Raw genomic sequence first — 18,088 nt, forward strand, 5'->3', positions numbered from 1 at the left:
CATCCACAGGCCACGGGCGTCGGGGTACGTTCACGGACGTGCCGACGACATCACTCCCCCCGCGGTACGCCGCGACGCGCCGCTACCGCCCCGCCCTCGCGGCGGCCGCCTCGTTGCTCCTCCCGCTGATGACCGCCGCTCCCGCCGCCGCCGACAACCCGGCCGACGGCAAGGGCGCTCCCAAGACCCCGCCCGCCCGGATGTCCACGGTGGGCGGCGAACTGCTCGGCAGGCCCGGACCCCAGGTGCAGCTGGGCCCGGGCGCGCCGCAGCTGCCGCAGGGCCTCAGCGGCCGCTCCTGGCTGGTCGCCGACGCCGAGTCCGGCGAGATCCTCGCCGCGAACAACGCGCACTGGCGGCTGCCCCCGGCCTCCACCCTCAAGATGCTCTTCGCCGACACGGTGCTGCCGAAGCTCCCCCGCGACAAGGTGCACAAGGTGGTGCCCGCCGATCTGGAGGGCATGGGCGCGGGCAGCAGCGCCGTCGGCGTCCGCGAGGGCTCCTCCTACACCGTCCACGACCTGTGGCTCGGCGTCTTCCTGCGCTCCGGCAACGACGCGGTGCGGGTGCTGTCCACGATGAACGGCGGCGTCCCGCAGACCGTCAAGGACATGCAGGCCCACGCGGACGAGCTCCAGGCGAACGACACCCACGTCGTCAGCCCCGACGGCTACGACGAGGAGGGGCAGGTCTCCAGCGCGTACGACCTGACGCTCTTCGCCCGCTCCGGGCTGCAGAAGGCGGACTTCCGCGAATACTGCTCGACGGTGACCGCGCAGTTCCCGGACGAGGAGAAGAAGGGCGAGAAGCGGACGTCGTCCACGATCGTCAACACCAACCGGCTCCTCACCGGACAGGGTGTGCCCGCGTACAAGGGCATGGCCGGGGTGAAGAACGGCTCCACCACGAACGCGGGCAACACCTTCACCGGCGTCGCCCAGCACGACGGCCGCAAGCTGCTGGTGACCGTCATGAACCCGGAGAAGAGCGAGCAGTACGAGGTCTACACCGAGACCGCGAAGCTCCTCGACTGGGGCTTCGAGGCGGCCGGGCACGTCAAGCCCGTCGGCACGCTCGTGGCGCCGAAGTCCTCGGCGGGCAAGTCCGGCGACCGCGCGCAGCCGTCCGCCGACCGGACGCAGGCTTCTGTCGCCGGGTCGGGTGGGGGCATGTGGACGGCGATGGGCATCACCGGGGCCGTCCTCGTGATCCTCGCGGTCGCGGGCTTCATGGTCCACCGGCGGCATCCGCTGCCGGATCTTGTGCGGCGTAAGGGGTAGCGGGGTGGGGGGGTGCGGGTGCGTTGCCGAGTGCGGGGGCCTGCGGCGGGCTTTTTCCCCAGCCCCGCCCCCTCCCGCCGCATCTGATGTGCGGCTCCGCCGCGTGGGGGGGCAAGCCCCCAGCCCCCCAGCAACACGCTTCGCGCGTTGTCCTCAAACTCCCCCAGCCACCTCCCCCAGACTCCGTCCGGGGGTGCCCCCAGAGGTGCCCCCAACGGGCTGGATGTTCAGCCCGTCCGGCGTTTGAGGACCCGGCCGCAGGGCGCTCTCCGCCGCAGGCGGCGACGGAACCCGCAGCCGATCACGCCTTCCGCGACGGCGTCGCGGTCCACGCCGCGCAGAAAAGCAGAAGCTTCGCCGTGAAGTTGATCCACAGCAGCAGAGCGATCGGCGTGCCGAACGCGCCGTACATGCTCTTCGCCGCCACATGCTGGAGATAGCCGCTGAGCAGCAGCTTCAGCAGCTCGAAGCCGACCGCGCCGATCAGGGCCCCCACCAGCAGGCGGTGCCGGGTGGGGTGGACGCCGGGGAGGCGGGTCAGGACGTAGAGCAGCAGGACGTAGTCCGCGAGGACGGCGATGCAGAAGCCCAGCGCCGTGAGCAGCCCGCCGACGCCCTGGAGGCCGGCGCGGTGGACCACCCAGCCCACCGCTGCCGAGGCGAACGCGGAGCAGCCCAGCGACACCAGGGCGACCCCGCCGAGCCCCAGCAGGACGCCGCCGTCCTTCAGCCGCAGCAGGACGGGGTTGCCGGGGCTCTCCTCGCACTCCCACACCGCGCGCAGGCACTCCCGCAGGGAGCCGACCCAGCCGAGGCCGGTGAAGAACAGCGCGGCGCCCGCGAGGACGCCGACCGTGCCGGCGTTGTCGACGAGGCCGCTGAGGTCGAGCTGGCCGGAGATCCCGGGCACCTGCGCGGCGAGCTTGTGCTCCAGGTCCTGCATCTGCTGTTTGCTGAGCACGGCCGCGCCGACGGCGGCGCCGACGGTGAGCAGCGGGAAGAGCGCGAGGAAGCTGGTGAAGGTGATCGCGGCGGCCAGCCGGGTCCACTTCACTCGGTCGAGGGTCTCGTAGGAACGCCATGCGTGCGTGCGCATGAGGCGGGCGATCAGAGGCCCGATCCAGGGCAGCCGGGTCAGCCATTGCATGGACCCACACATTGCCACGTACGGGCCCCGCGAACCCTCCGGGACTCAGCGGGACGGGGCCGGGGGGAAGGCCGCGTTCGACTGGGTGGGGACGGCGCTCTCCACCGGCGCCCCGAAGGGATACTCGCGCTCCAGGCGCCACACCGCGTCGTCACCCTGCTCGTACAGCGCGAAGCCGGTGACCGTCCAGGCGGCCTCGAAGTCCGCCAGCTCCGCGTACGCCCGGTCCATCGCCTCCTCGGCGATGCCGTGGGCGATGGTCACGTGCGGGTGGTACGGGAACTGGAGCTCGCGGGCCACCGGCCCGGAGCTGTCGCGGATGCGCTTCTGGAGCCACGCGCAGGAGGAGGAGCCCTCCACCACGTTGACGTAGACCACGGGCGAGAGGGGGCGGAAGGTGCCGGTGCCGGACAGGCGCATCCGGAAGGGGCGGCCGAGGGCCGCGACCTCGGCGAGGTGCTGCTCGATCACGGGCAGGGCCGAGGCGTCGGCCTCGGTGGGCGGCAGCAGGGTCACGTGCGTGGGGATGCCGTGCGCGTGCGGGTCCCCGAAGCCCTCGCGGCGCTTCTGGAGGAAGCTGCCGGACGGCTCCGGGACCGCGATCGAAACGCCGAGCGTTACGGTCCCCATTGCGTTCTCCCTCCTGTGCGCCTGCGTGTCCCCGTGGCCAGTGTGACGGCTGGGCCGCCCCCGGTGCCAGGTCCCCTGGTCCGCGCCCGGGACCCGTGGTCCCGGGCGCGCGTCCGGCCGCCACCGGTTCGCCCGGCGCTCGGTCGATGCCTGCTGCGTACTCGCCGTGCTCAGTCGTTCGCTCAGTGCTTCGCGGGCAGGAAGCCCATCCTGTCGTACGCCTGCGCCAGGGTCTCGGCGGCGACCGTGCGGGCCTTCTCGGCGCCCTTGGCCAGAATCGCGTCCAGCGTCTCGGGGTCGTCCAGATATTCCTGCGTACGGGCGCGGAAGGGGGTCACCCACTCCACCATGACCTCGGCGAGGTCGGTCTTGAGCGCACCGTAGCCCTTGCCCTCGTACTTCTGCTCAAGTTCCGGGATTCCCGTGCCGGTGAGCGTGGCGTAGATGGTCAGCAGATTGCTGACGCCCGGCTTGTTCTCGGCGTCGAAGCGGATCACCGTGTCGGTGTCGGTGACCGCGCTCTTGATCTTCTTCGCGGAGACCTTGGGCTCGTCGAGCAGGTTGATCAGGCCCTTGGCGGTGGACGCCGACTTGCTCATCTTGGCGGTCGGGTCCTGGAGGTCGTAGATCTTCGCCGTCTCGCGGACGATGTGCGGCGAGGGCATGGTGAAGGTGTCACCGAAACGGGCGTTGAAGCGCTCGGCGAGGTCACGCGTGAGCTCGATGTGCTGACGCTGGTCCTCCCCCACCGGAACCGCGTTCGCCTGGTAGAGCAGGATGTCCGCGACCTGGAGGATGGGGTAGGTGAACAGGCCCACCGTGGTCTGGCTCGCGCCCTGCTTCGCCGACTTGTCCTTGAACTGCGTCATCCGCGACGCCTCGCCGAAGCCCGTGATGCAGTTCATCAGCCAGCCCAGCTGGGCGTGCTCGGGCACGTGGCTCTGCACGAAGAGCGTGCAGCGCTCGGGGTCGAGCCCGGCGGCCAGCAGCTGGGCGGCCGCGGTGCGGGTGTTGGCGCGCAGCTCCTTGGGGTCCTGCGGCACGGTGATCGCGTGCAGGTCGACGACCATGTAATAGGCGTCGTGGGTCTCTTGCAGCGCCACGTACTGCCGGACGGCACCGAGGTAGTTCCCGAGGTGGAACGAGCCTGCGGTGGGCTGGATACCGGAGAGAGCGCGCGGACGATCGAGGGCCATGAGCACATTCTCTCAGGTGCGCAACCGGACTCGGCCCCGCGGTGCGGACGGGGGTGTAGAAAAGCCACAGCAGCCTGCCCCGCACAGCGGAACGGAGCACATGGTGACATCCACGGAACGCAGCATCGCAGCCGCCGAAGCCCACAGCGCGCACAACTACCACCCGTTGCCGGTCGTCGTGGCCTATGCGGAGGGCGCGTGGATGACCGATGTCGAGGGGCGGCGCTTCCTCGACATGCTCGCCGGCTACTCGGCCCTCAACTTCGGCCACGGCAACCGCAGACTGATCAACGCGGCCAAGGCGCAGCTCGATCGGGTGACGCTCACCTCGCGCGCCTTCCACCACGACCGCTTCGCCGACTTCTGCGCCGAACTGGCCGCGCTGTGCGGCAAGGACATGGTGCTGCCGATGAACACCGGCGCCGAGGCGGTCGAGACAGCCGTGAAGACCGCGCGCAAGTGGGGCTACCGCGTCAAGGGCGTGCCGGACGGGCGGGCGAAGATCGTCGTGGCCGGGAACAACTTCCACGGCCGCACGACGACGATCATCAGCTTCTCCACGGACGAGGAGGCCCGCGCCGACTACGGCCCGTACACCCCCGGCTTCGAGATCGTGCCGTACGGCGACCTCGCCGCGCTGGACGCGGCCGTCGACGAGAACACCGTGGCCGTGCTGCTGGAGCCCATCCAGGGCGAGGCCGGGGTGCTGGTGCCGCCCCCCGGCTATCTGCCGGGCGTGCGGCGGCTGACGGCCGAGCGCGGGGTGCTGTTCATCGCGGACGAGATCCAGTCGGGTCTCGGCCGCACGGGCCGGACCTTCGCCTGCGACCACGAGGACGTGGTGCCCGACATGTACGTCCTGGGCAAGGCGCTCGGCGGCGGGGTCGTGCCGGTGTCCGCCGTGGTGGCCTCCCGCGAGGTGCTGGGCGTCTTCCGGCCCGGCGAGCACGGCTCGACCTTCGGCGGCAACCCGCTGGCGTGCGCGGTGGCGCTGGAGGTCGTGGCCATGCTGCGGTCCGGCGAGTTCCAGCAGCGCGCGACGGAGCTCGGCGATCACCTCCACCACGAGCTCGGCCTGCTGGTGGGCGGCGGCGCGGTGGAGGCCGTACGGGGCCGTGGGCTGTGGGCCGGCGTCGACATCGCCCCTTCGGTGGGCACGGGGCGGCAGATCTCCGAGCGGCTGATGGAGCGGGGGGTTCTGGTCAAGGACACGCATGGGTCGACGATCCGGATCGCTCCGCCGCTCGTGATCAGCAAGGAGGATCTGGACTGGGGGCTGGAGCGGTTGCGGGGGGTTCTGGCGGTTTAGCGGCGCGCGGCGCGGCTTCCGGGTGCGGGTCGGTGGCGCCTGCGGCGGGCTTGTTCCCCTGTCCCGCCCCTTCCCGACCGGGGCTGCGCCCCAGACCCCGCAACACGGCTTCGCCGCGTTGTCCTCAAACGCCGGACGGGCTGAAAGTGCCGACTACGGTCCGCACAATCCAGCCCGTTGGGGGCACCTCTGGGGGCACCCCCGGACGGAGTCTGGGGGAGGTAGCTGGGGGAGATTGAGGACAGGAAACCGCCACCCGCTACGCGTCGAAGTTCCGGTCGAAGATCTCCCGTGCCTTCCATTCCTCGGCCTCCGCGTCCACCGTCCTGCGGCGCTCGCGATCGTCCGCCTTCTCCCGCTCCTGGGCCGCCTTGGACTTCGTCTGGTCCTTCTTCCGCGCCGCCTTGTCCCGGGACTTGTCTCCACCGGCCATCGCGCTCACTCCTCTCGCGGCCAGGCTGACACAGGCCCCGATCACCCGCATCTCGTCAGCGGATGACGTGCGGCAGGAAGCGCGCGTAGCCGTCCGTGACCAGGCCGGCCGACTCGCGGATGCCCAGGCCGGCGGGCTCGCCGTCGACGGTCCAGGCGCCGAGGACGACGTGGTTGCCGTCGAAGTCGGGCAGGGGTGCCAGCTCCTGGAAGCAGCACGGTTCGCCGGGGGCGGGTGGGGCGGCGCCCGGTGGGTGGACGGTGACGCCCGCGCCCTCGCGCCCCAGGAGAGGCTTGGCCACGTAGCCGCGCGCGGCGGCGAGCTCGCGGGGGCCGTCGAGGTAGGCGGGCAGCAGGTTCGGGTGGCCGGGGAAGAGCTCCCACAGGACGGCGAGCAGCGCCTTGTTGGAGAGGAGCATCTTCCAGGCCGGTTCGATCCACAGGGTGGAGCCCGTACCGCCGCCGTTGTCGAGGGTGTCCAGGGCGTGCCCGCCGAAGCGGTCGGTGGCCAGCCACTCCCAGGGGTAGAGCTTGAAGCAGGCGCGGATGAAGGCGTACCGCTCGTCGACGAAGCGGCCGGAGAGCGGGTCCCAGCCGATGTCCTCCATGGAGATCGCCCGGGTGTCGATCCCGGCCTGTGCGGCGGTCTCGCGCAGATAGGCGACGGTCATGAGGTCCTCTCCGATCTCGTCGCCGACGGAGTGCGCGAAGTGCAGCGGGGCGCCGGGCGGCAGCAGGTCCGCCTGGCGCCGCCAGGCGTCGACGAGGCGCTCGTGGAGGGAGTTCCACTGATCGCCGTCGGGGAAGCGGTCCTCCATCCAGAACCACTGGGCGCTCGCCGCCTCCACGAGCGAGGTGGGCGTGTCGGCGTTGTACTCCAGCATCGTGGCCGGGCCTCGCCCGTCGTAGCGCAGGTCGAACCGCCCGTAGACGGACGGGAGTTCGTCCCGCCGCCGCCAGGACTCGGCGACCAGGCCGGCGAGCCGGGCGTCGGTGATGCCGAGGTCGGCGAAGCGGTCGCGGTCGACGATGTGCGCGGCCGCGGCCAGGCACATCTCGTGCAGCTCCGCCACGACGGCTTCCAGCGCCTCGACCTCGGCGAGCGAGAAGGAGTAGTACGCGCTCTCGTCCCAGTACGGGCGCAGCGAGCCGTCCGGGTGCCGGGTGAGGGGATAGACGACGCCCTGTTCCTCGACGGTGGTCTGCCAGCCGGGGCGGGGGGTGGTGCGGTGGCGGCGCACGGCCGGTCAGCCGCCGCTCGAACCGGAGCAGCCGAAGCCGCCGCGGTGCACGGCGCTGCTCTTGTCGAACGTGCCGCCGCCGGTGTAGGTGCCGGACTTGCCGCTGTTGTAGTACCAGGTCCCCGCCGGGTGGCCGGTGCTCTTGTCCGAGCACGCCTTCCGGTCGAGGACGCGGTAGCCGCCCTTGGCCACGTCGTAACTCTTCGGGTCCACGCAGCGCTTGTCCGGCTCGGAGCCGCAGGAGGTGAGGGCCGCCGCGAGGGCGCCCATGCTGCCGAGTACGACCGTGGACGAGCGCAGGCGCCTGCGCGCTTTCTCCGCCATGTTTCCGACCCCCGTCAGAATGCGTTCCGTGCAGCGGGTTCCCGCTGAAGCGTTCACCCTAAAGGGGGAAGACGTGTGGCCGGCCGCCGGGCGGCCTACAGTTCGGGGCGTGCTTCTTGGGATGCTCTGCGCGCTCGGTTCGGCGGTCTGCTTCGGCACCGCGTCCGTCCTCCAGGCCGTCGCCGCCCGGGCCTCCGCGCCCGGCAGCGGCTCGGGCGTGGACCCGGTGCTGCTGCTGCGGGTGCTGCGGCAGTGGCGCTATCTGGCCGGACTCGCCCTCGACGGCCTGGGCTTCCTGCTGGAGCTGGTCGCGCTGCGTTCCCTGCCGATCTACGCCGTGGGCGCCGCCCTCGCCGCGAGCCTCGCGGTGACGGCGGTGGTGGCCTCCCGGGTGCTCGGCGTACGGCTCAGCGGCGTGGAGTGGGCCGCGGTGTGCGTGGTGTGCGGCGGGCTGGCGATGCTCGGCCTCGCCTCGGGCGCGGAGGGGCACCGTACGGGCTCCACGGCGCTGCGCGTGGGCACCCTCGCCGTCGCGGCCGCCGTCCTGGGCCTGGGCGCCGCGGCCGGCCGCCTGCCGGGCCGGGCACGGGCGGCGGCGCTCGGCCTGGGCGCGGGCATCGGCTTCGGCGTCGTGGAGGTGGCCGTCCGCCTCGTCGACGACTTCTCGGTGCGGGGTGTGCTCACGAATCCGGCGGTCTACGCGTTGCTGCTGGGCGGGGGTGCGGCGTTCCTGCTGCTGACCTCCGCGCTGCAGCGGGGTTCTGTGACGGCGGCCACGGCGGGCATGGTGATCGGGGAGACGCTCGGGCCGGCTCTGGTGGGGGTGGCGTGGCTGGGGGACCGGACGCGGGCCGGTCTCGAACCGCTCGCTGTGGCGGGGTTTTCGCTGGCGGTGCTGGGGGCGTTGACGCTGGCGCGGTTCGGGGAGGTGGGGGGTGATTGATCCTTCCGCCTGCGGCGGGCTTTTCCGGGTGCGGGCCGGTCGGCCCCTGCGGCGGGCTTTTCCCCTACCCGCCCCTTCCCGGCTGCATCTGATGTGCGGCTCCGCCGCGTGGGGGGGGGCAAGCCCCCAGACCCCCGCAACGTCGCGCGACCCGGAACTGGGGCTGCGCCCCAGACCCCGCAACACGCTTCGCGCGTTGTCCTCAAACGCCGGACGGGCTGAAATACAACCCGATGTCACCCCCGGCACCGCAAGGCACCACCACCCCGCCCCCTACCCCGCCGGCAAAACCCGCAGCAAAGCAGCCAACGCCCCCTCGAACCCATGCGCCGGCGGCGTCGCGTACCCCACCACCAAGCCGTCCGGACCTGCCGAAGCCCCCCGGCGGAAGCGTGAGAGGCCCTCAAGGGCGAGACCCTCCCAGGCCGCGGCCCGCACCGTGTCCTGTTCCGTGCCCTCCGGCAGGGAGAGGACCGCGTGCAGCCCCGCCGCGATCCCGGTGACCCGGATATGGGGAGCGTGCGCGGCGAGCGCGGACACCAGCTGGTCGCGCCGGCGCCGGTAGCGCAGCCGCATCGCGCGGACGTGGCGGTCGTACGCGCCGCTGGTGATGAGCTCGGCGAGAGTGAGCTGGTCGAGGGCGCCCGAGCTCCACTCCCCCGCGCGCTTGAGCGCGACGACGTCGCCGACGAGGTGTTCGGGGAGGACCATCCAGGCCAGCCGCAGCCCGGGGGCGAGGGACTTGCTGGCGGTGCCGAAGTAGACGACGTTCTCGGGGCGCAGCCCCTGGAGGCAGCCGACGGGGTGGCGGTCGTAGCGGAACTCGCCGTCGTAGTCGTCCTCCAGGATCAGTCCGCCGGTGCGCACCGCCCAGTCGACGACGGCCGCGCGCCGGTCGGGGTGCAGGGGCACGCCGGTGGGGAACTGGTGGGCGGGGGTGAGGAGGACGGCCCGCAGGTCCTCGTGGCCGGCCAGCTCCTCGACGCGGGCGCCGGATTCGTCGACGGTCAGCGCGGTCGTGCGGAGCCCGTGCCGGTCGAGCGCGTCGTGGTGGAACCAGAGCCCGTACGCCTCGACGCCCAGCTCGCGCGTCCCGCGCTCGCGCAGCACCCGGCTCAGCAGGGCCAGGCCCTGGGTGAAGCCGGCGCAGACGACGATCCGCTCCGGGTCGGCGCGCACGCCGCGCGCCCGCGAGAGATAGTCCGCGAGGGCGGTCCGCAGCTCGACGCGGCCGCGCTCGTCGACGTGGCCGAACGCCTCGGCGGGCGCCGCCGCGAGCGCGCGCCGGGCGGCGCTCAGCCACGCGGTGCGCGGGAAGGCGGAGACGTCGGCGGTGCCGCCGCGCAGGTCGTAGAGAGGTCGCGGGCGCGTCCGGGGCACGGGTGACCTGCGCTCGGGGGCACCGGGTTCCGCGCGCGGTGCCACCCGGGTGCCGGAGCCCTGCCGGGCGGTGAGCCAGCCCTCGGCGACGAGCTCGCCGTAGGCGTCGGCGACGGTGTTGCGGGCCAGGCCGAGGTCCGCCGCGAGCGTGCGGGAGGCGGGCAGGCGGGTGCCGGGGGCGAGCCTGCCCGTACGGACGGCGTCGCGCAGGGCCCGGATCAGCGAGGCCCGTACGCCGCCGGGGCCGGTGAGGTCGAGGTGCAGGTCGGCGCCCGCGCCGTCGCCGGAAATGGCCCACGTTCTCTCCACGGGAATGGACCATACCTGTGGGCTGCCCGCGCCGTAATGTCGCAGGCATGACGAACGAGAACACGCACGACCACAGCCCCCGGATGTTCCTCCACCAGCTCGCCCCCGAGGTGCAGAAGGCGATGATCGCCCTGCACAAGGCCGCCACGAAGGGCCTGGAGCCGTCCCTCGTCGAGCTCGTCCAGATCCGCGCCTCGCAGCTGAACCACTGCGCGTTCTGCCTGGACATGCACACGAAGGACGCGCGCAAGGCGGGCGAGACGGAGGAGCGGATCCACCTCCTGCCCGCGTGGGAGGAGGCGCACGGCTTCTACACCGAGAAGGAGCGCGCGGCCCTCGCCCTCACCGAGGCCGTCACCGTCCTGACGGACGGCTTCGTGCCGGACGAGGTCTACGAGCGCGCCGCGCGCCACTTCCCCGAGCAGGAGCTCGCGCACCTGATCTCGGCGATCATCACGATCAACTCGTGGAACCGCATCGCCGTGACGACCCGGCTGGCGCCGGGCGCGTACGACCCCAGCTGACGGACCGGGACGGCACGGGGGTCCGTCCCGGCCGGCCGGCGGGGGCCGCGTCCACGGCGTCCGCTAGGGGAGCCACCGCTTCCAGACGTCCGGGTGCTCCTTGACCCACCGCTTGGCCGCGTCGTCGGCGGAGAGCTTCTCCTCCGCGATCATCTGGGCCACTTCGTTCTGGTCCTGCTTGGTCCAGTTGAAGTTCTTCAGGAAGCGGGCCGCCTTGCCGCCCTTGCGGGTGAAGTCGGCGTTGAGGAACTTCTTCAGCGACGACGTCGGGTACGCGCAGTCGACGGTGGAGGGATCCGCCGTGCCCTTGTCCGCGCAGGCGGTGGTGTGCTCGGGGAGCTTCACCTCCACCATCGGCACCTCGTTGAAGAGCCACTGCGGCTCGTACCAGTAGGTGAGGAAGGGCTTCCTGTCCTTGGCGAACTGCTTGATCTGGGTGATCTGCGCGGCCTCGGAGCCGGCGAAGACCACCTGGTAGTCCAGGCCGAGGTTCTTCACCAGCGCCTTGTCGTTGGTGACGTACGACGGGGAGCCGTCGAGCAGTTGGCCCTTGCCGCCGCTCTCGGGAGTGCGCAGCTGGGACGCGTACTTGTTGAGGTTCTTCCAGTCCAGGACGTCCGGGTGGGCGTCGGCGAAGTACTTGGGGACGAACCAGCCGATGTGCCCGGTGACGCCGAGGTCGCCGCCGGGCGCGATCGTCTTCTTGTCCTCGACGTACCGCTTCTCCTGGTCCGGGTGGCCCCAGTCCTCCAGGATCGCGTCGACGCGGCCCTGGCTGAGCGCGTCCCAGGCGGGCACCTCGTCCACCTGCACGGTGTCGACGCGGTAGCCGAGTTCGTGCTCCAGCAGGTACTTGGCGACGGCCGCGTTGGCCCGCGCGCCCACCCACGACTGCACGGACAGCGTGATGGACTTCGTGCCCTGGGCGTTGGCGTACGGCGAGGACTGCTTGGTCATGTCGGCCGCACCGCAGCCGGTGGCGGCCAGCAGGCCGAGCGCGCCCGCCGCCACGATCCACTTACGCGCCTTCACGGGAGCCTCCCTTCTTCGTCGGCTGCGTGACCCGGTCGAGCATCAGGCCCATGCAGACGATCGCCGCGCCCGCGACGAGGCCGGTGGCCAGGTCGCCCTGGGCGAGGCCGAAGACGACGTCGTAGCCGAGCGCGCCGCCGCCGACGAGGCCGCCGATGATGACGACGGACAGCACCAGCACGACCGCCTGGTTGACGGCCAGCAGCAACTGCGGGCGGGCCAGCGGGAACTGCACCTGGCGCAGCTGCTGCCCGCTGGTCGCGCCCAGCGAGCGCGCGGACTCCAGCGCGCCGGGGTTGACCTGCCGCAGACCCTGGCTGGTGATGCGGACGACGGCGGGCAGCGCGTAGACGATCGCGGCCGCCGCGGCCGGGGCCCGGCCGACGCCGAAGAGGGCGACGACGGGGATCAGATAGACGAACTGCGGCATCGTCTGGCACACGTCGAGGACCGGGCGCAGCAGCCGCTCCACCCGGGCGCTGCGCGCGGCGGGCACGGCGATCGCGAAGCCGAGGACGAGCGTGACGGCGACGGCCGCCAGCACCTGGGAGAGCGTGTCCAGGGAGATCTCCCAGCGGCCGAGCACGCCGATCGCGGCCAGCGCGAGCACGGCGGTCAGCGCGGTGCGCCAGGTGCCGATCAGCCAGGCGAGCGCGGCGACCAGCAGCAGCGCGCCCCACCAGGGGAGGGCCTGGAGGCCGTCGCGCAGCGGGTCGAGGATCCAGCCGGTGTAGTGCGCGGCCCAGTCGGCGGTGCCGCCGACGCCGGGCAGGCCGGAGTAGAGGTGGTCGACCATCCAGTCCTTGGCGTCGTTGACGGGACCGGCGATGGCGACGTTCCAGCTGTCGGGCCAGTTGAGCGCGGAGAGCGCCCGGCCGCCGAGGGCGACGGCGGCGGTGCCGGCCGCGGCGATCAGCCAGGCCGTGCGGCCGCCGATGCGCGTGCCGGGGGCGCGGCCTTCGGCGCCCGCGGCGGCCGTGGTGCGGTCCATGACGATCGCGAGCAGCACGATGGGGATGCCCGCGGCCAGCGCGCTGCCGACGTCGACGGTCGACAGGGCCTGGTAGACGCGGTCGCCGAGGCCGTCCGCGCCGATGACGGACGCGATCACGGCCATGGACAGGGCCATCATGATGGTCTGGTTGACGCCCAGCAGGAGTTCGCGGCGGGCCAGCGGCAGGCGTGCGGTCAGCAGCCGCTGCCGGCCGGTCGCGCCGAGGGACTCCACGGCCTCCATGACGCCCTGGTCGGTCGAGCGCAGGCCCAGGGCCGTGAGGCGGGCCATCGGCGGGGCCGCGTAGACGACGGTCGCGAGGACGGCCGGTGCCACACCGATGCCGAAGATCAGCACGACGGGCATCAGGTAGGCGAACGCGGGCAGCGCCTGCATGGTGTCGAGGACGGGGCGCATGGCGCGGAACGCACGGTCCGAGAGACCGCCCGCGAGGCCCAGCAGCGCGCCCACCGCGACGGACGCGGCGACGGCGACGATCATCAGCGCGAGCGTGCGCATCGTGGGCACCCACATGCCGAGCAGCCCGCACACGGCGAACGACACGACGGTGGTGACGGCCACCCGTACGCCCGCGACCCGCCAGGCGAGCAGCGTGGCACCGGCGGTGACGCCGGCCCAGCCGAGGGCGAGGAGCACGGTGTAGACGGCGTGGACGGCGTCGATGATGCCGCCGCTGATGTAGCCGAAGAAGTACAGGAACAGCCAGTGGCTGTCGCGGTTGTCGATGATCCAGTCGTTGGCGCGGCCGAGCGGCCCGCTCAGGTCGACGGTCAGCGCGTGCGGCCAGCCGCCGCTGCCCCAGAGGGCGGCGGCGAACGGCACGAGCACGGCGGCGGCGACGGCGAGCACGAGCAGCTTGCGCGCGGCGGGCCGCTCGCGCAGGGCCTGCCGGACGGCGGACGCGCGGCCTGTGGGCTCGGCGGCCACGGGCTGCGGGCGCGCGGCGGGCTTGGCGCCCGCGGCGTCGGCGGCGGGCGCGGCCGGACGGGCGGACGCGGGAGGGGAGACGGTGGTGCTCATGCGCGGCCCCTTCCGGTCATCCGATGGGTGGTGAGTGCGTTCACGCGGCCGCCTTCCGGTCCAGGCCCGCCACCACGCCGAGGAGGGCCTGGCTGTCGACCACCCCCAGGCAGCGGCCGCCCTCGACGACGCGCGCGGGGGCGCCCGTGCGGGCCACCGCCTCGATCGCGTCGGCGACGGTCGTCGCGGGGGTGAGCGCGGCGCCCGAGTCGGCCTCGCCCGCGCGGGCGGGGCGCATGGCGCGGCGGACGGTGAGGACCTGCTCGCGGGGGACGTCGCGGACGAAGTCCCGTACGTAGTCGTCCGCCGGGGAGCCGACGATCTCCTCCGGGGTGCCGCACTGCACGACGCGCCCGCCGCGCATCAGCGCGATCCGGTCGCCGACGCGCAGCGCCTCGGACAGGTCGTGGGTGATGAAGACCATCGTGCGGCCCTCGTCGCGGTGCAGGCGGACGACCTCCTCCTGCATGTCCCGCCGGATCAGCGGGTCGAGCGCGCTGAACGGCTCGTCGAACAGGAGCACTTCGGGGTCCGCGGCGAGCGCGCGGGCGAGCCCGACGCGCTGCTGCTGACCGCCGGAGAGCTGGGTGGGGCGGCGCCCCTCCAGCCCGGCGAGGCCGACCTTCTCCACCATCTCCCCGGCCTTGGCCCGGCGTTCGGCCCGGCCGACGCCCTGGATCTCCAGGCCGTACGCGACGTTGTCGAGGACGGTGCGGTGCGGGAGCAGGCCGAAGTGCTGGAAGACCATCGCGGCGCGGTGCCGGCGCAGTTCGCGCAGGGCGCCGCTGTCCATGCCGCACACGTCCTCGCCGTCGATGGCGATGGTGCCGGACGTCGGCTCGATGAGCCGGGTCAGGCAGCGCACCAGCGTGGACTTGCCGGAGCCGGAGAGGCCCATGACGACGAAGACCTCGCCCTGGCGGACGTCGAAGGACACGTCGCGGACGGCGACGGTGCAGTTCGCCTGCGCGCGCAGGTCCTCGGGCGAGAGGTCGGCCAGCGGGCCGCCCGGCACGCGCTCGGCCTTGGGCCCGAAGACCTTCCAGAGGTTGCGGACGGAGAAGACGGGCGCGTCGGTTGTGCCACTGCCGCCGTTCATCGGGCATCGCCCCTGTCGGTATCGGAGACAAGCAGCTCCGCGCACTTCTCCCCCACCATCAGGACGCCGATCATCGGGTTCACGGCGGGCATGGTCGGGAAGACGGAGGCGTCGGCGATCCGGACGCCCTCCAGGCCGCGGATCCGCAGCTCGGGGTCGACGACCGCCTGCGGGTCGTCGGCGGCACCCATCCGGCAGGTGCCGGCGGGGTGGTAGACGGTGTGCGCGACCTTCCGCGCGTACTCGCTGATCTCCTCGTCGGAGGTGATCTCCGGGCCGGGGCAGACCTCGCGCTTGAGCCAGCCCGCCAGCGGCTCGGTCCTGGCTATCTCCCGGGCGATCTTGATGCCGTCGACCAGGGTGCGGCCGTCGTAGTCCTCCTCGTCCGTGAAGTAGCGGAAGTCGAGGGCGGGCTTGACGGCCGGGTCGGCGCTGGTGAGGTAGAGCCGGCCGCGGCTGCGCGGCTTGGGGATGTTGGGCGTCATCGACACGCCGTGCTCGGGCTTCTCGTAGCCCAGGCGCTCGGGGTTGTCGGTGAAGGGGATCTGGTAGAAGTGGAACATCAGGTCGGGGCCCGGGGATTCGGGGTCCCGGCGCACGAAGAGCCCCGCGTCGGAGTCCATCGCCGAGTTGTCGGGGATCGGCCCGTCGGTCTCCCAGACGATCACCGACTCGGGGTGGTCGAGGAGGTTCTCGCCGACGCCCGGCAGGTCGTGGACGGCGGGTATGCCCAGCGCGTCCAGGTCGGCCTTGGGGCCTATGCCCGAGTGCATCAGCAGGCGCGGGGTGTCGACGGCCCCGGCGCACAGCAGCACCTCGCGGCCGGCCTCGACGAAGATCTCCTCGCCGTCCTTGGTGCGCACGTGCACGCCGGTGGCGCGGGTGCCCTCCAGTTCGAGCTTGTACGCCCAGGTCTCCAGCAGGATGCGGAGGTTGGGGCGGTCACCGGCCTCGATGTGCGGGTGGAGATAGGCGACGGACGCGGAGGAGCGCTTGTTGTTCTCCGGGTGGTACGCGAGGTCGAAGAAGCCGACGCCCTCGTGGAAGGGCTTCTTGTTGAAGCCCTCCACGCGCGGCACCCCGACGGCGGCCTGCGCGGCCTCCACGAAGTCGCGGGCGATGGCGTTCCGGTCCTTCTCGTCCACGGCCACGATGTTGTTCCGCAGCCGGGCGAAGTACGGCTCCATGGACGCAGCGTCCCAGCCCTCCGCGCCCGCGGCCACCCACTCGTCCCAGTCGCCGGGCAGCGGCTTGAAGGAGATCAGGGTGTTGTGCGAGGAGCAGCCGCCCAGGACCTTCGCCCGGCTGTGCCGGATGTGGGAGTTGCCGCGCGGCTGCTCGGTCGTCGGGTAGTCGTAGTCCAGGTCGCCGCCGAGGAGACCGAGCCAGCGGCGCAGCGTGAGCACGTCGGGGCGGTCGATGTCGGTCGGGCCGCCTTCGATGACGACGACGGACGTGCCGGGGTCCTCGGCGAGCCGGGAGGCGATCACCGATCCGGCGGTGCCGCCACCGACGACGACGTAGTCAGCGGTGATCTTCGCGCGGGTCTCTTCGACAGCGGGGGGCATGGGGGTACTCCTCGGAGGGCAGGGAAGGTTCTTCGCGTGGCGTTTCGTCAGGCGGCGCGGGCGTCAGCCCGCGAACCAGCGGACGGGCTTCGGGGCGAGGTTCTGGTAGATGTGCTTGGCCTCGCGGTATTCGGCCAGGCCCGCGGGGCCGAGCTCGCGGCCCGTGCCCGACTTGCCGAAGCCGCCCCACTCCGCCTGCGGCAGGTAGGGGTGGAAGTCGTTGATCCACACGGTGCCGTGGCGCAGCCGCCCGGCGACCCGGCGGGCCCGGCCGGCGTCCTTGGTCCACACGGCGCCCGCGAGCCCGTACTCGGTGTCGTTGGCGAGCTCGACGGCCTCGTCCTCGGTGCGGAAGGTCTCGACGGTGAGGATCGGCCCGAAGGTCTCCTCCCGGACGACCTTCATGCCGCGGTGGCAGCGGTCGAGGACGGTCGGCGAGTAGAAGTAACCGGTCGCGGGGCGGACGGCGTTCGGCTCGGGCTGGCCGCCGCCGCAGCGCAGCGCGGCGCCCTCGGCGAGCGCGGAGGCGACGTACGCCTCGGTCTTGTCGAGCTGCGCGGCGGAGACGAGCGGGCCGCACTCGACGCCCTCCGCGGTGCCCCGGCCCAGCTTGATCTTCTCGGCGCGGCGGGCGAGTTCGGCGACGAAGCGCTCACTGACCGACTCCTCGACGATGAGGCGCGAGCCGGCCGAGCAGACCTGGCCGCTGTGGATGAACGCGGCGTTGAGGGCCTGGTCGACGGCGGTGTCGAAGTCCTCGTCGGTGGCGCAGGCGTCGGCGAAGACGACGTTGGGGTTCTTGCCGCCGAGTTCGAGGGCGACCTTCTTCACGGTCGGCGCGGCCGCTTGGGCGACCTTGACGCCGCTGGTGAGGCCGCCGGTGAAGGAGACGAGGTCGACGTCCGGGTGCTCGGACATCCGGGCGCCGACGGGGTCGCCCGCGCCGGTGACGAGGTTGGCGACACCGTCGGGCAGGCCCGCCTCGGCCAGCAGCCGGACGAGGTGCACGGTGGAGAGCGGGGTGACCTCGCTGGGCTTGATGACGAAGGTGTTGCCCGCGGCCAGGGCCGGGGCGATCTTCCAGCTCGCCTGGAGCAGCGGGTAGTTCCACGGGGTGATCAGCGCGCAGACGCCGACCGGCTCGTGGACGACGACGCTGTGCACCTCGTCCGAGCCCGCGTCCACGACGCGGCCGCCGCCCTCGCCGATGACGAGGTCGGCGAAGTAGCGGAAGGCGTTGGTGACATCGTCGACGTCGACCCGGCCCTCCTCCAGGGTCTTGCCGGTGTCCCGGCTCTCGGTCAGCGCGATCTCCTCGCGGTCGCGCTGGAGCAGGTCGGCCACGCGCCGCAGCAGCGCGGCCCGTTCGGCGACGGGCGTCCGCGGCCAGGCGCCGTGGTCGAAGGCGCGGCGGGCCGCGGCGATCGCGGCGTCGGTGTCGTCGGCACCACCCTCGGCCACGACGGCCAGGGTCTTGGCGTCTGCGGGGTCGAGGACCTCCCGCTGCGCGCCGGACGCGGCGGCACGCCACACCCCGTCCACAAGGATGGTCTCGACTGACGACATGCTCTTCTGCCTTCCGGTCCACTGGGCACTCACTACCGCGCCGGGCCCTCGCGGGGCCCGGCAACGAGGCGCG

Annotated in this window: 16 protein-coding genes; 4 read left to right on the forward strand and 12 right to left on the reverse strand. The window is 72.6% G+C overall.

Annotated elements, in window-relative coordinates:
* The first annotated feature begins 38 nt into the window (after positions 1 to 38).
* The gene (locus ACZ4A5_RS09935; protein ID WP_467580592.1) at positions 39 to 1,280 is read left to right on the forward strand and encodes a D-alanyl-D-alanine carboxypeptidase family protein; all 1,242 of its coding nucleotides are present in this window, start codon (positions 39 to 41) and stop codon (positions 1,278 to 1,280) included.
* A gap of 301 nt (positions 1,281 to 1,581) precedes the next feature.
* Here ACZ4A5_RS09935 and ACZ4A5_RS09940 read toward each other — a convergent pair whose 3' ends face one another.
* The 3 genes from ACZ4A5_RS09940 to trpS form a co-directional block, all read right to left on the reverse strand.
* Positions 1,582 to 2,427, reverse strand: coding sequence for a YihY/virulence factor BrkB family protein (locus ACZ4A5_RS09940; RefSeq protein ID WP_467580595.1), 846 nt, complete (start codon positions 2,425 to 2,427; stop codon positions 1,582 to 1,584).
* Between the two features lie 45 nt (positions 2,428 to 2,472).
* Complete coding sequence (locus ACZ4A5_RS09945) at positions 2,473 to 3,057, reverse strand: 2'-5' RNA ligase family protein (protein ID WP_467580597.1); 585 nt, start codon at positions 3,055 to 3,057, stop codon at positions 2,473 to 2,475.
* 182 nt (positions 3,058 to 3,239) lie between these two features.
* Positions 3,240 to 4,253: a tryptophan--tRNA ligase gene (gene trpS, locus ACZ4A5_RS09950; RefSeq protein ID WP_467580600.1), complete on the reverse strand. Its 1,014-nt coding sequence runs from the start codon at positions 4,251 to 4,253 to the stop codon at positions 3,240 to 3,242.
* 100 nt (positions 4,254 to 4,353) lie between these two features.
* Between trpS and rocD the strand changes: the two genes are divergently transcribed.
* On the forward strand, positions 4,354 to 5,562 hold the full coding sequence (gene rocD / locus ACZ4A5_RS09955; RefSeq protein WP_467580602.1) for an ornithine--oxo-acid transaminase: 1,209 nt from the start codon (positions 4,354 to 4,356) through the stop codon (positions 5,560 to 5,562).
* A gap of 259 nt (positions 5,563 to 5,821) precedes the next feature.
* On the opposite strand, the gene ACZ4A5_RS09960 is transcribed toward rocD, so the two are convergent.
* The 3 genes from ACZ4A5_RS09960 to ACZ4A5_RS09970 are packed head-to-tail and all read right to left on the reverse strand — an operon-like array spanning position 5,822 to position 7,559.
* Entirely contained in the window at positions 5,822 to 5,995 is a 174-nt protein-coding gene (locus ACZ4A5_RS09960) for a hypothetical protein (RefSeq protein WP_467580604.1), read from the reverse strand.
* A gap of 55 nt (positions 5,996 to 6,050) precedes the next feature.
* Positions 6,051 to 7,235 carry a glutathionylspermidine synthase family protein gene (locus ACZ4A5_RS09965; RefSeq protein ID WP_467580607.1) on the reverse strand — a complete coding sequence of 395 codons (1,185 nt, stop codon included), beginning with the start codon at positions 7,233 to 7,235 and terminating at the stop codon, positions 6,051 to 6,053.
* Between the two features lie 6 nt (positions 7,236 to 7,241).
* A complete protein-coding gene (locus tag ACZ4A5_RS09970) occupies positions 7,242 to 7,559 on the reverse strand; it encodes a hypothetical protein (protein WP_467580610.1) in 318 nt (105 codons plus the stop codon).
* Between the two features lie 121 nt (positions 7,560 to 7,680).
* On the opposite strand from ACZ4A5_RS09970, the gene ACZ4A5_RS09975 reads away from it, so the two are divergent.
* The gene (locus ACZ4A5_RS09975) at positions 7,681 to 8,502 is read left to right on the forward strand and encodes a hypothetical protein (RefSeq protein ID WP_467580724.1); all 822 of its coding nucleotides are present in this window, start codon (positions 7,681 to 7,683) and stop codon (positions 8,500 to 8,502) included.
* Positions 8,503 to 8,775: 273 nt separating this feature from the next.
* On the opposite strand, the gene pdxR is transcribed toward ACZ4A5_RS09975, so the two are convergent.
* Positions 8,776 to 10,191, reverse strand: a complete 1,416-nt coding sequence (gene pdxR, locus ACZ4A5_RS09980) for a MocR-like pyridoxine biosynthesis transcription factor PdxR (protein WP_467580612.1) — start codon at positions 10,189 to 10,191, stop codon at positions 8,776 to 8,778.
* 47 nt (positions 10,192 to 10,238) lie between these two features.
* On the opposite strand from pdxR, the gene ACZ4A5_RS09985 reads away from it, so the two are divergent.
* A complete protein-coding gene (locus tag ACZ4A5_RS09985) occupies positions 10,239 to 10,715 on the forward strand; it encodes a carboxymuconolactone decarboxylase family protein (protein ID WP_467580615.1) in 477 nt (158 codons plus the stop codon).
* A gap of 63 nt (positions 10,716 to 10,778) precedes the next feature.
* Here ACZ4A5_RS09985 and ACZ4A5_RS09990 read toward each other — a convergent pair whose 3' ends face one another.
* The 5 genes from ACZ4A5_RS09990 to ACZ4A5_RS10010 all read right to left on the reverse strand — a co-directional run bounded on the left by ACZ4A5_RS09990 (position 10,779) and on the right by ACZ4A5_RS10010 (position 18,015).
* A complete protein-coding gene (locus ACZ4A5_RS09990) occupies positions 10,779 to 11,747 on the reverse strand; it encodes an ABC transporter substrate-binding protein (protein WP_467580617.1) in 969 nt (322 codons plus the stop codon).
* Complete coding sequence (locus ACZ4A5_RS09995) at positions 11,734 to 13,782, reverse strand: ABC transporter permease (RefSeq protein ID WP_467580620.1); 2,049 nt, start codon at positions 13,780 to 13,782, stop codon at positions 11,734 to 11,736. Before ACZ4A5_RS09995 ends, ACZ4A5_RS09990 begins: the two co-directional genes overlap by 14 nt.
* 40 nt (positions 13,783 to 13,822) lie before the next feature.
* The gene (locus ACZ4A5_RS10000) at positions 13,823 to 14,881 is read right to left on the reverse strand and encodes a quaternary amine ABC transporter ATP-binding protein (protein WP_467580623.1); all 1,059 of its coding nucleotides are present in this window, start codon (positions 14,879 to 14,881) and stop codon (positions 13,823 to 13,825) included.
* Positions 14,878 to 16,449: a GMC family oxidoreductase gene (locus ACZ4A5_RS10005; RefSeq protein ID WP_467580626.1), complete on the reverse strand. Its 1,572-nt coding sequence runs from the start codon at positions 16,447 to 16,449 to the stop codon at positions 14,878 to 14,880. Before ACZ4A5_RS10005 ends, ACZ4A5_RS10000 begins: the two co-directional genes overlap by 4 nt.
* A 63-nt stretch (positions 16,450 to 16,512) precedes the next feature.
* On the reverse strand, positions 16,513 to 18,015 hold the full coding sequence (locus ACZ4A5_RS10010) for an aldehyde dehydrogenase family protein (RefSeq protein ID WP_467580629.1): 1,503 nt from the start codon (positions 18,013 to 18,015) through the stop codon (positions 16,513 to 16,515).
* Positions 18,016 to 18,088 lie beyond the last annotated feature (73 nt).

The organism is Streptomyces sp. NPDC025618 (genome assembly GCF_055558795.1).

Coding starts and splice junctions, on each gene's coding strand:
- ACZ4A5_RS09985 (WP_467580615.1), top strand. CDS start 10,239: ATGACGAACGAGAACACGCACGACCACAGCCCCCGGATGTTCCTCCAC.
- ACZ4A5_RS09975 (WP_467580724.1), top strand. CDS start 7,681: ATGCTCTGCGCGCTCGGTTCGGCGGTCTGCTTCGGCACCGCGTCCGTC.
- ACZ4A5_RS09970 (WP_467580610.1), bottom strand. CDS start 7,559: ATGGCGGAGAAAGCGCGCAGGCGCCTGCGCTCGTCCACGGTCGTACTC.
- ACZ4A5_RS10010 (WP_467580629.1), bottom strand. CDS start 18,015: ATGTCGTCAGTCGAGACCATCCTTGTGGACGGGGTGTGGCGTGCCGCC.
- ACZ4A5_RS09940 (WP_467580595.1), bottom strand. CDS start 2,427: ATGCAATGGCTGACCCGGCTGCCCTGGATCGGGCCTCTGATCGCCCGC.
- ACZ4A5_RS09960 (WP_467580604.1), bottom strand. CDS start 5,995: ATGGCCGGTGGAGACAAGTCCCGGGACAAGGCGGCGCGGAAGAAGGAC.
- ACZ4A5_RS09995 (WP_467580620.1), bottom strand. CDS start 13,782: ATGAGCACCACCGTCTCCCCTCCCGCGTCCGCCCGTCCGGCCGCGCCC.
- trpS (WP_467580600.1), bottom strand. CDS start 4,253: ATGGCCCTCGATCGTCCGCGCGCTCTCTCCGGTATCCAGCCCACCGCA.
- rocD (WP_467580602.1), top strand. CDS start 4,354: ATGGTGACATCCACGGAACGCAGCATCGCAGCCGCCGAAGCCCACAGC.
- ACZ4A5_RS09945 (WP_467580597.1), bottom strand. CDS start 3,057: ATGGGGACCGTAACGCTCGGCGTTTCGATCGCGGTCCCGGAGCCGTCC.
- ACZ4A5_RS10005 (WP_467580626.1), bottom strand. CDS start 16,449: ATGCCCCCCGCTGTCGAAGAGACCCGCGCGAAGATCACCGCTGACTAC.
- ACZ4A5_RS10000 (WP_467580623.1), bottom strand. CDS start 14,881: ATGAACGGCGGCAGTGGCACAACCGACGCGCCCGTCTTCTCCGTCCGC.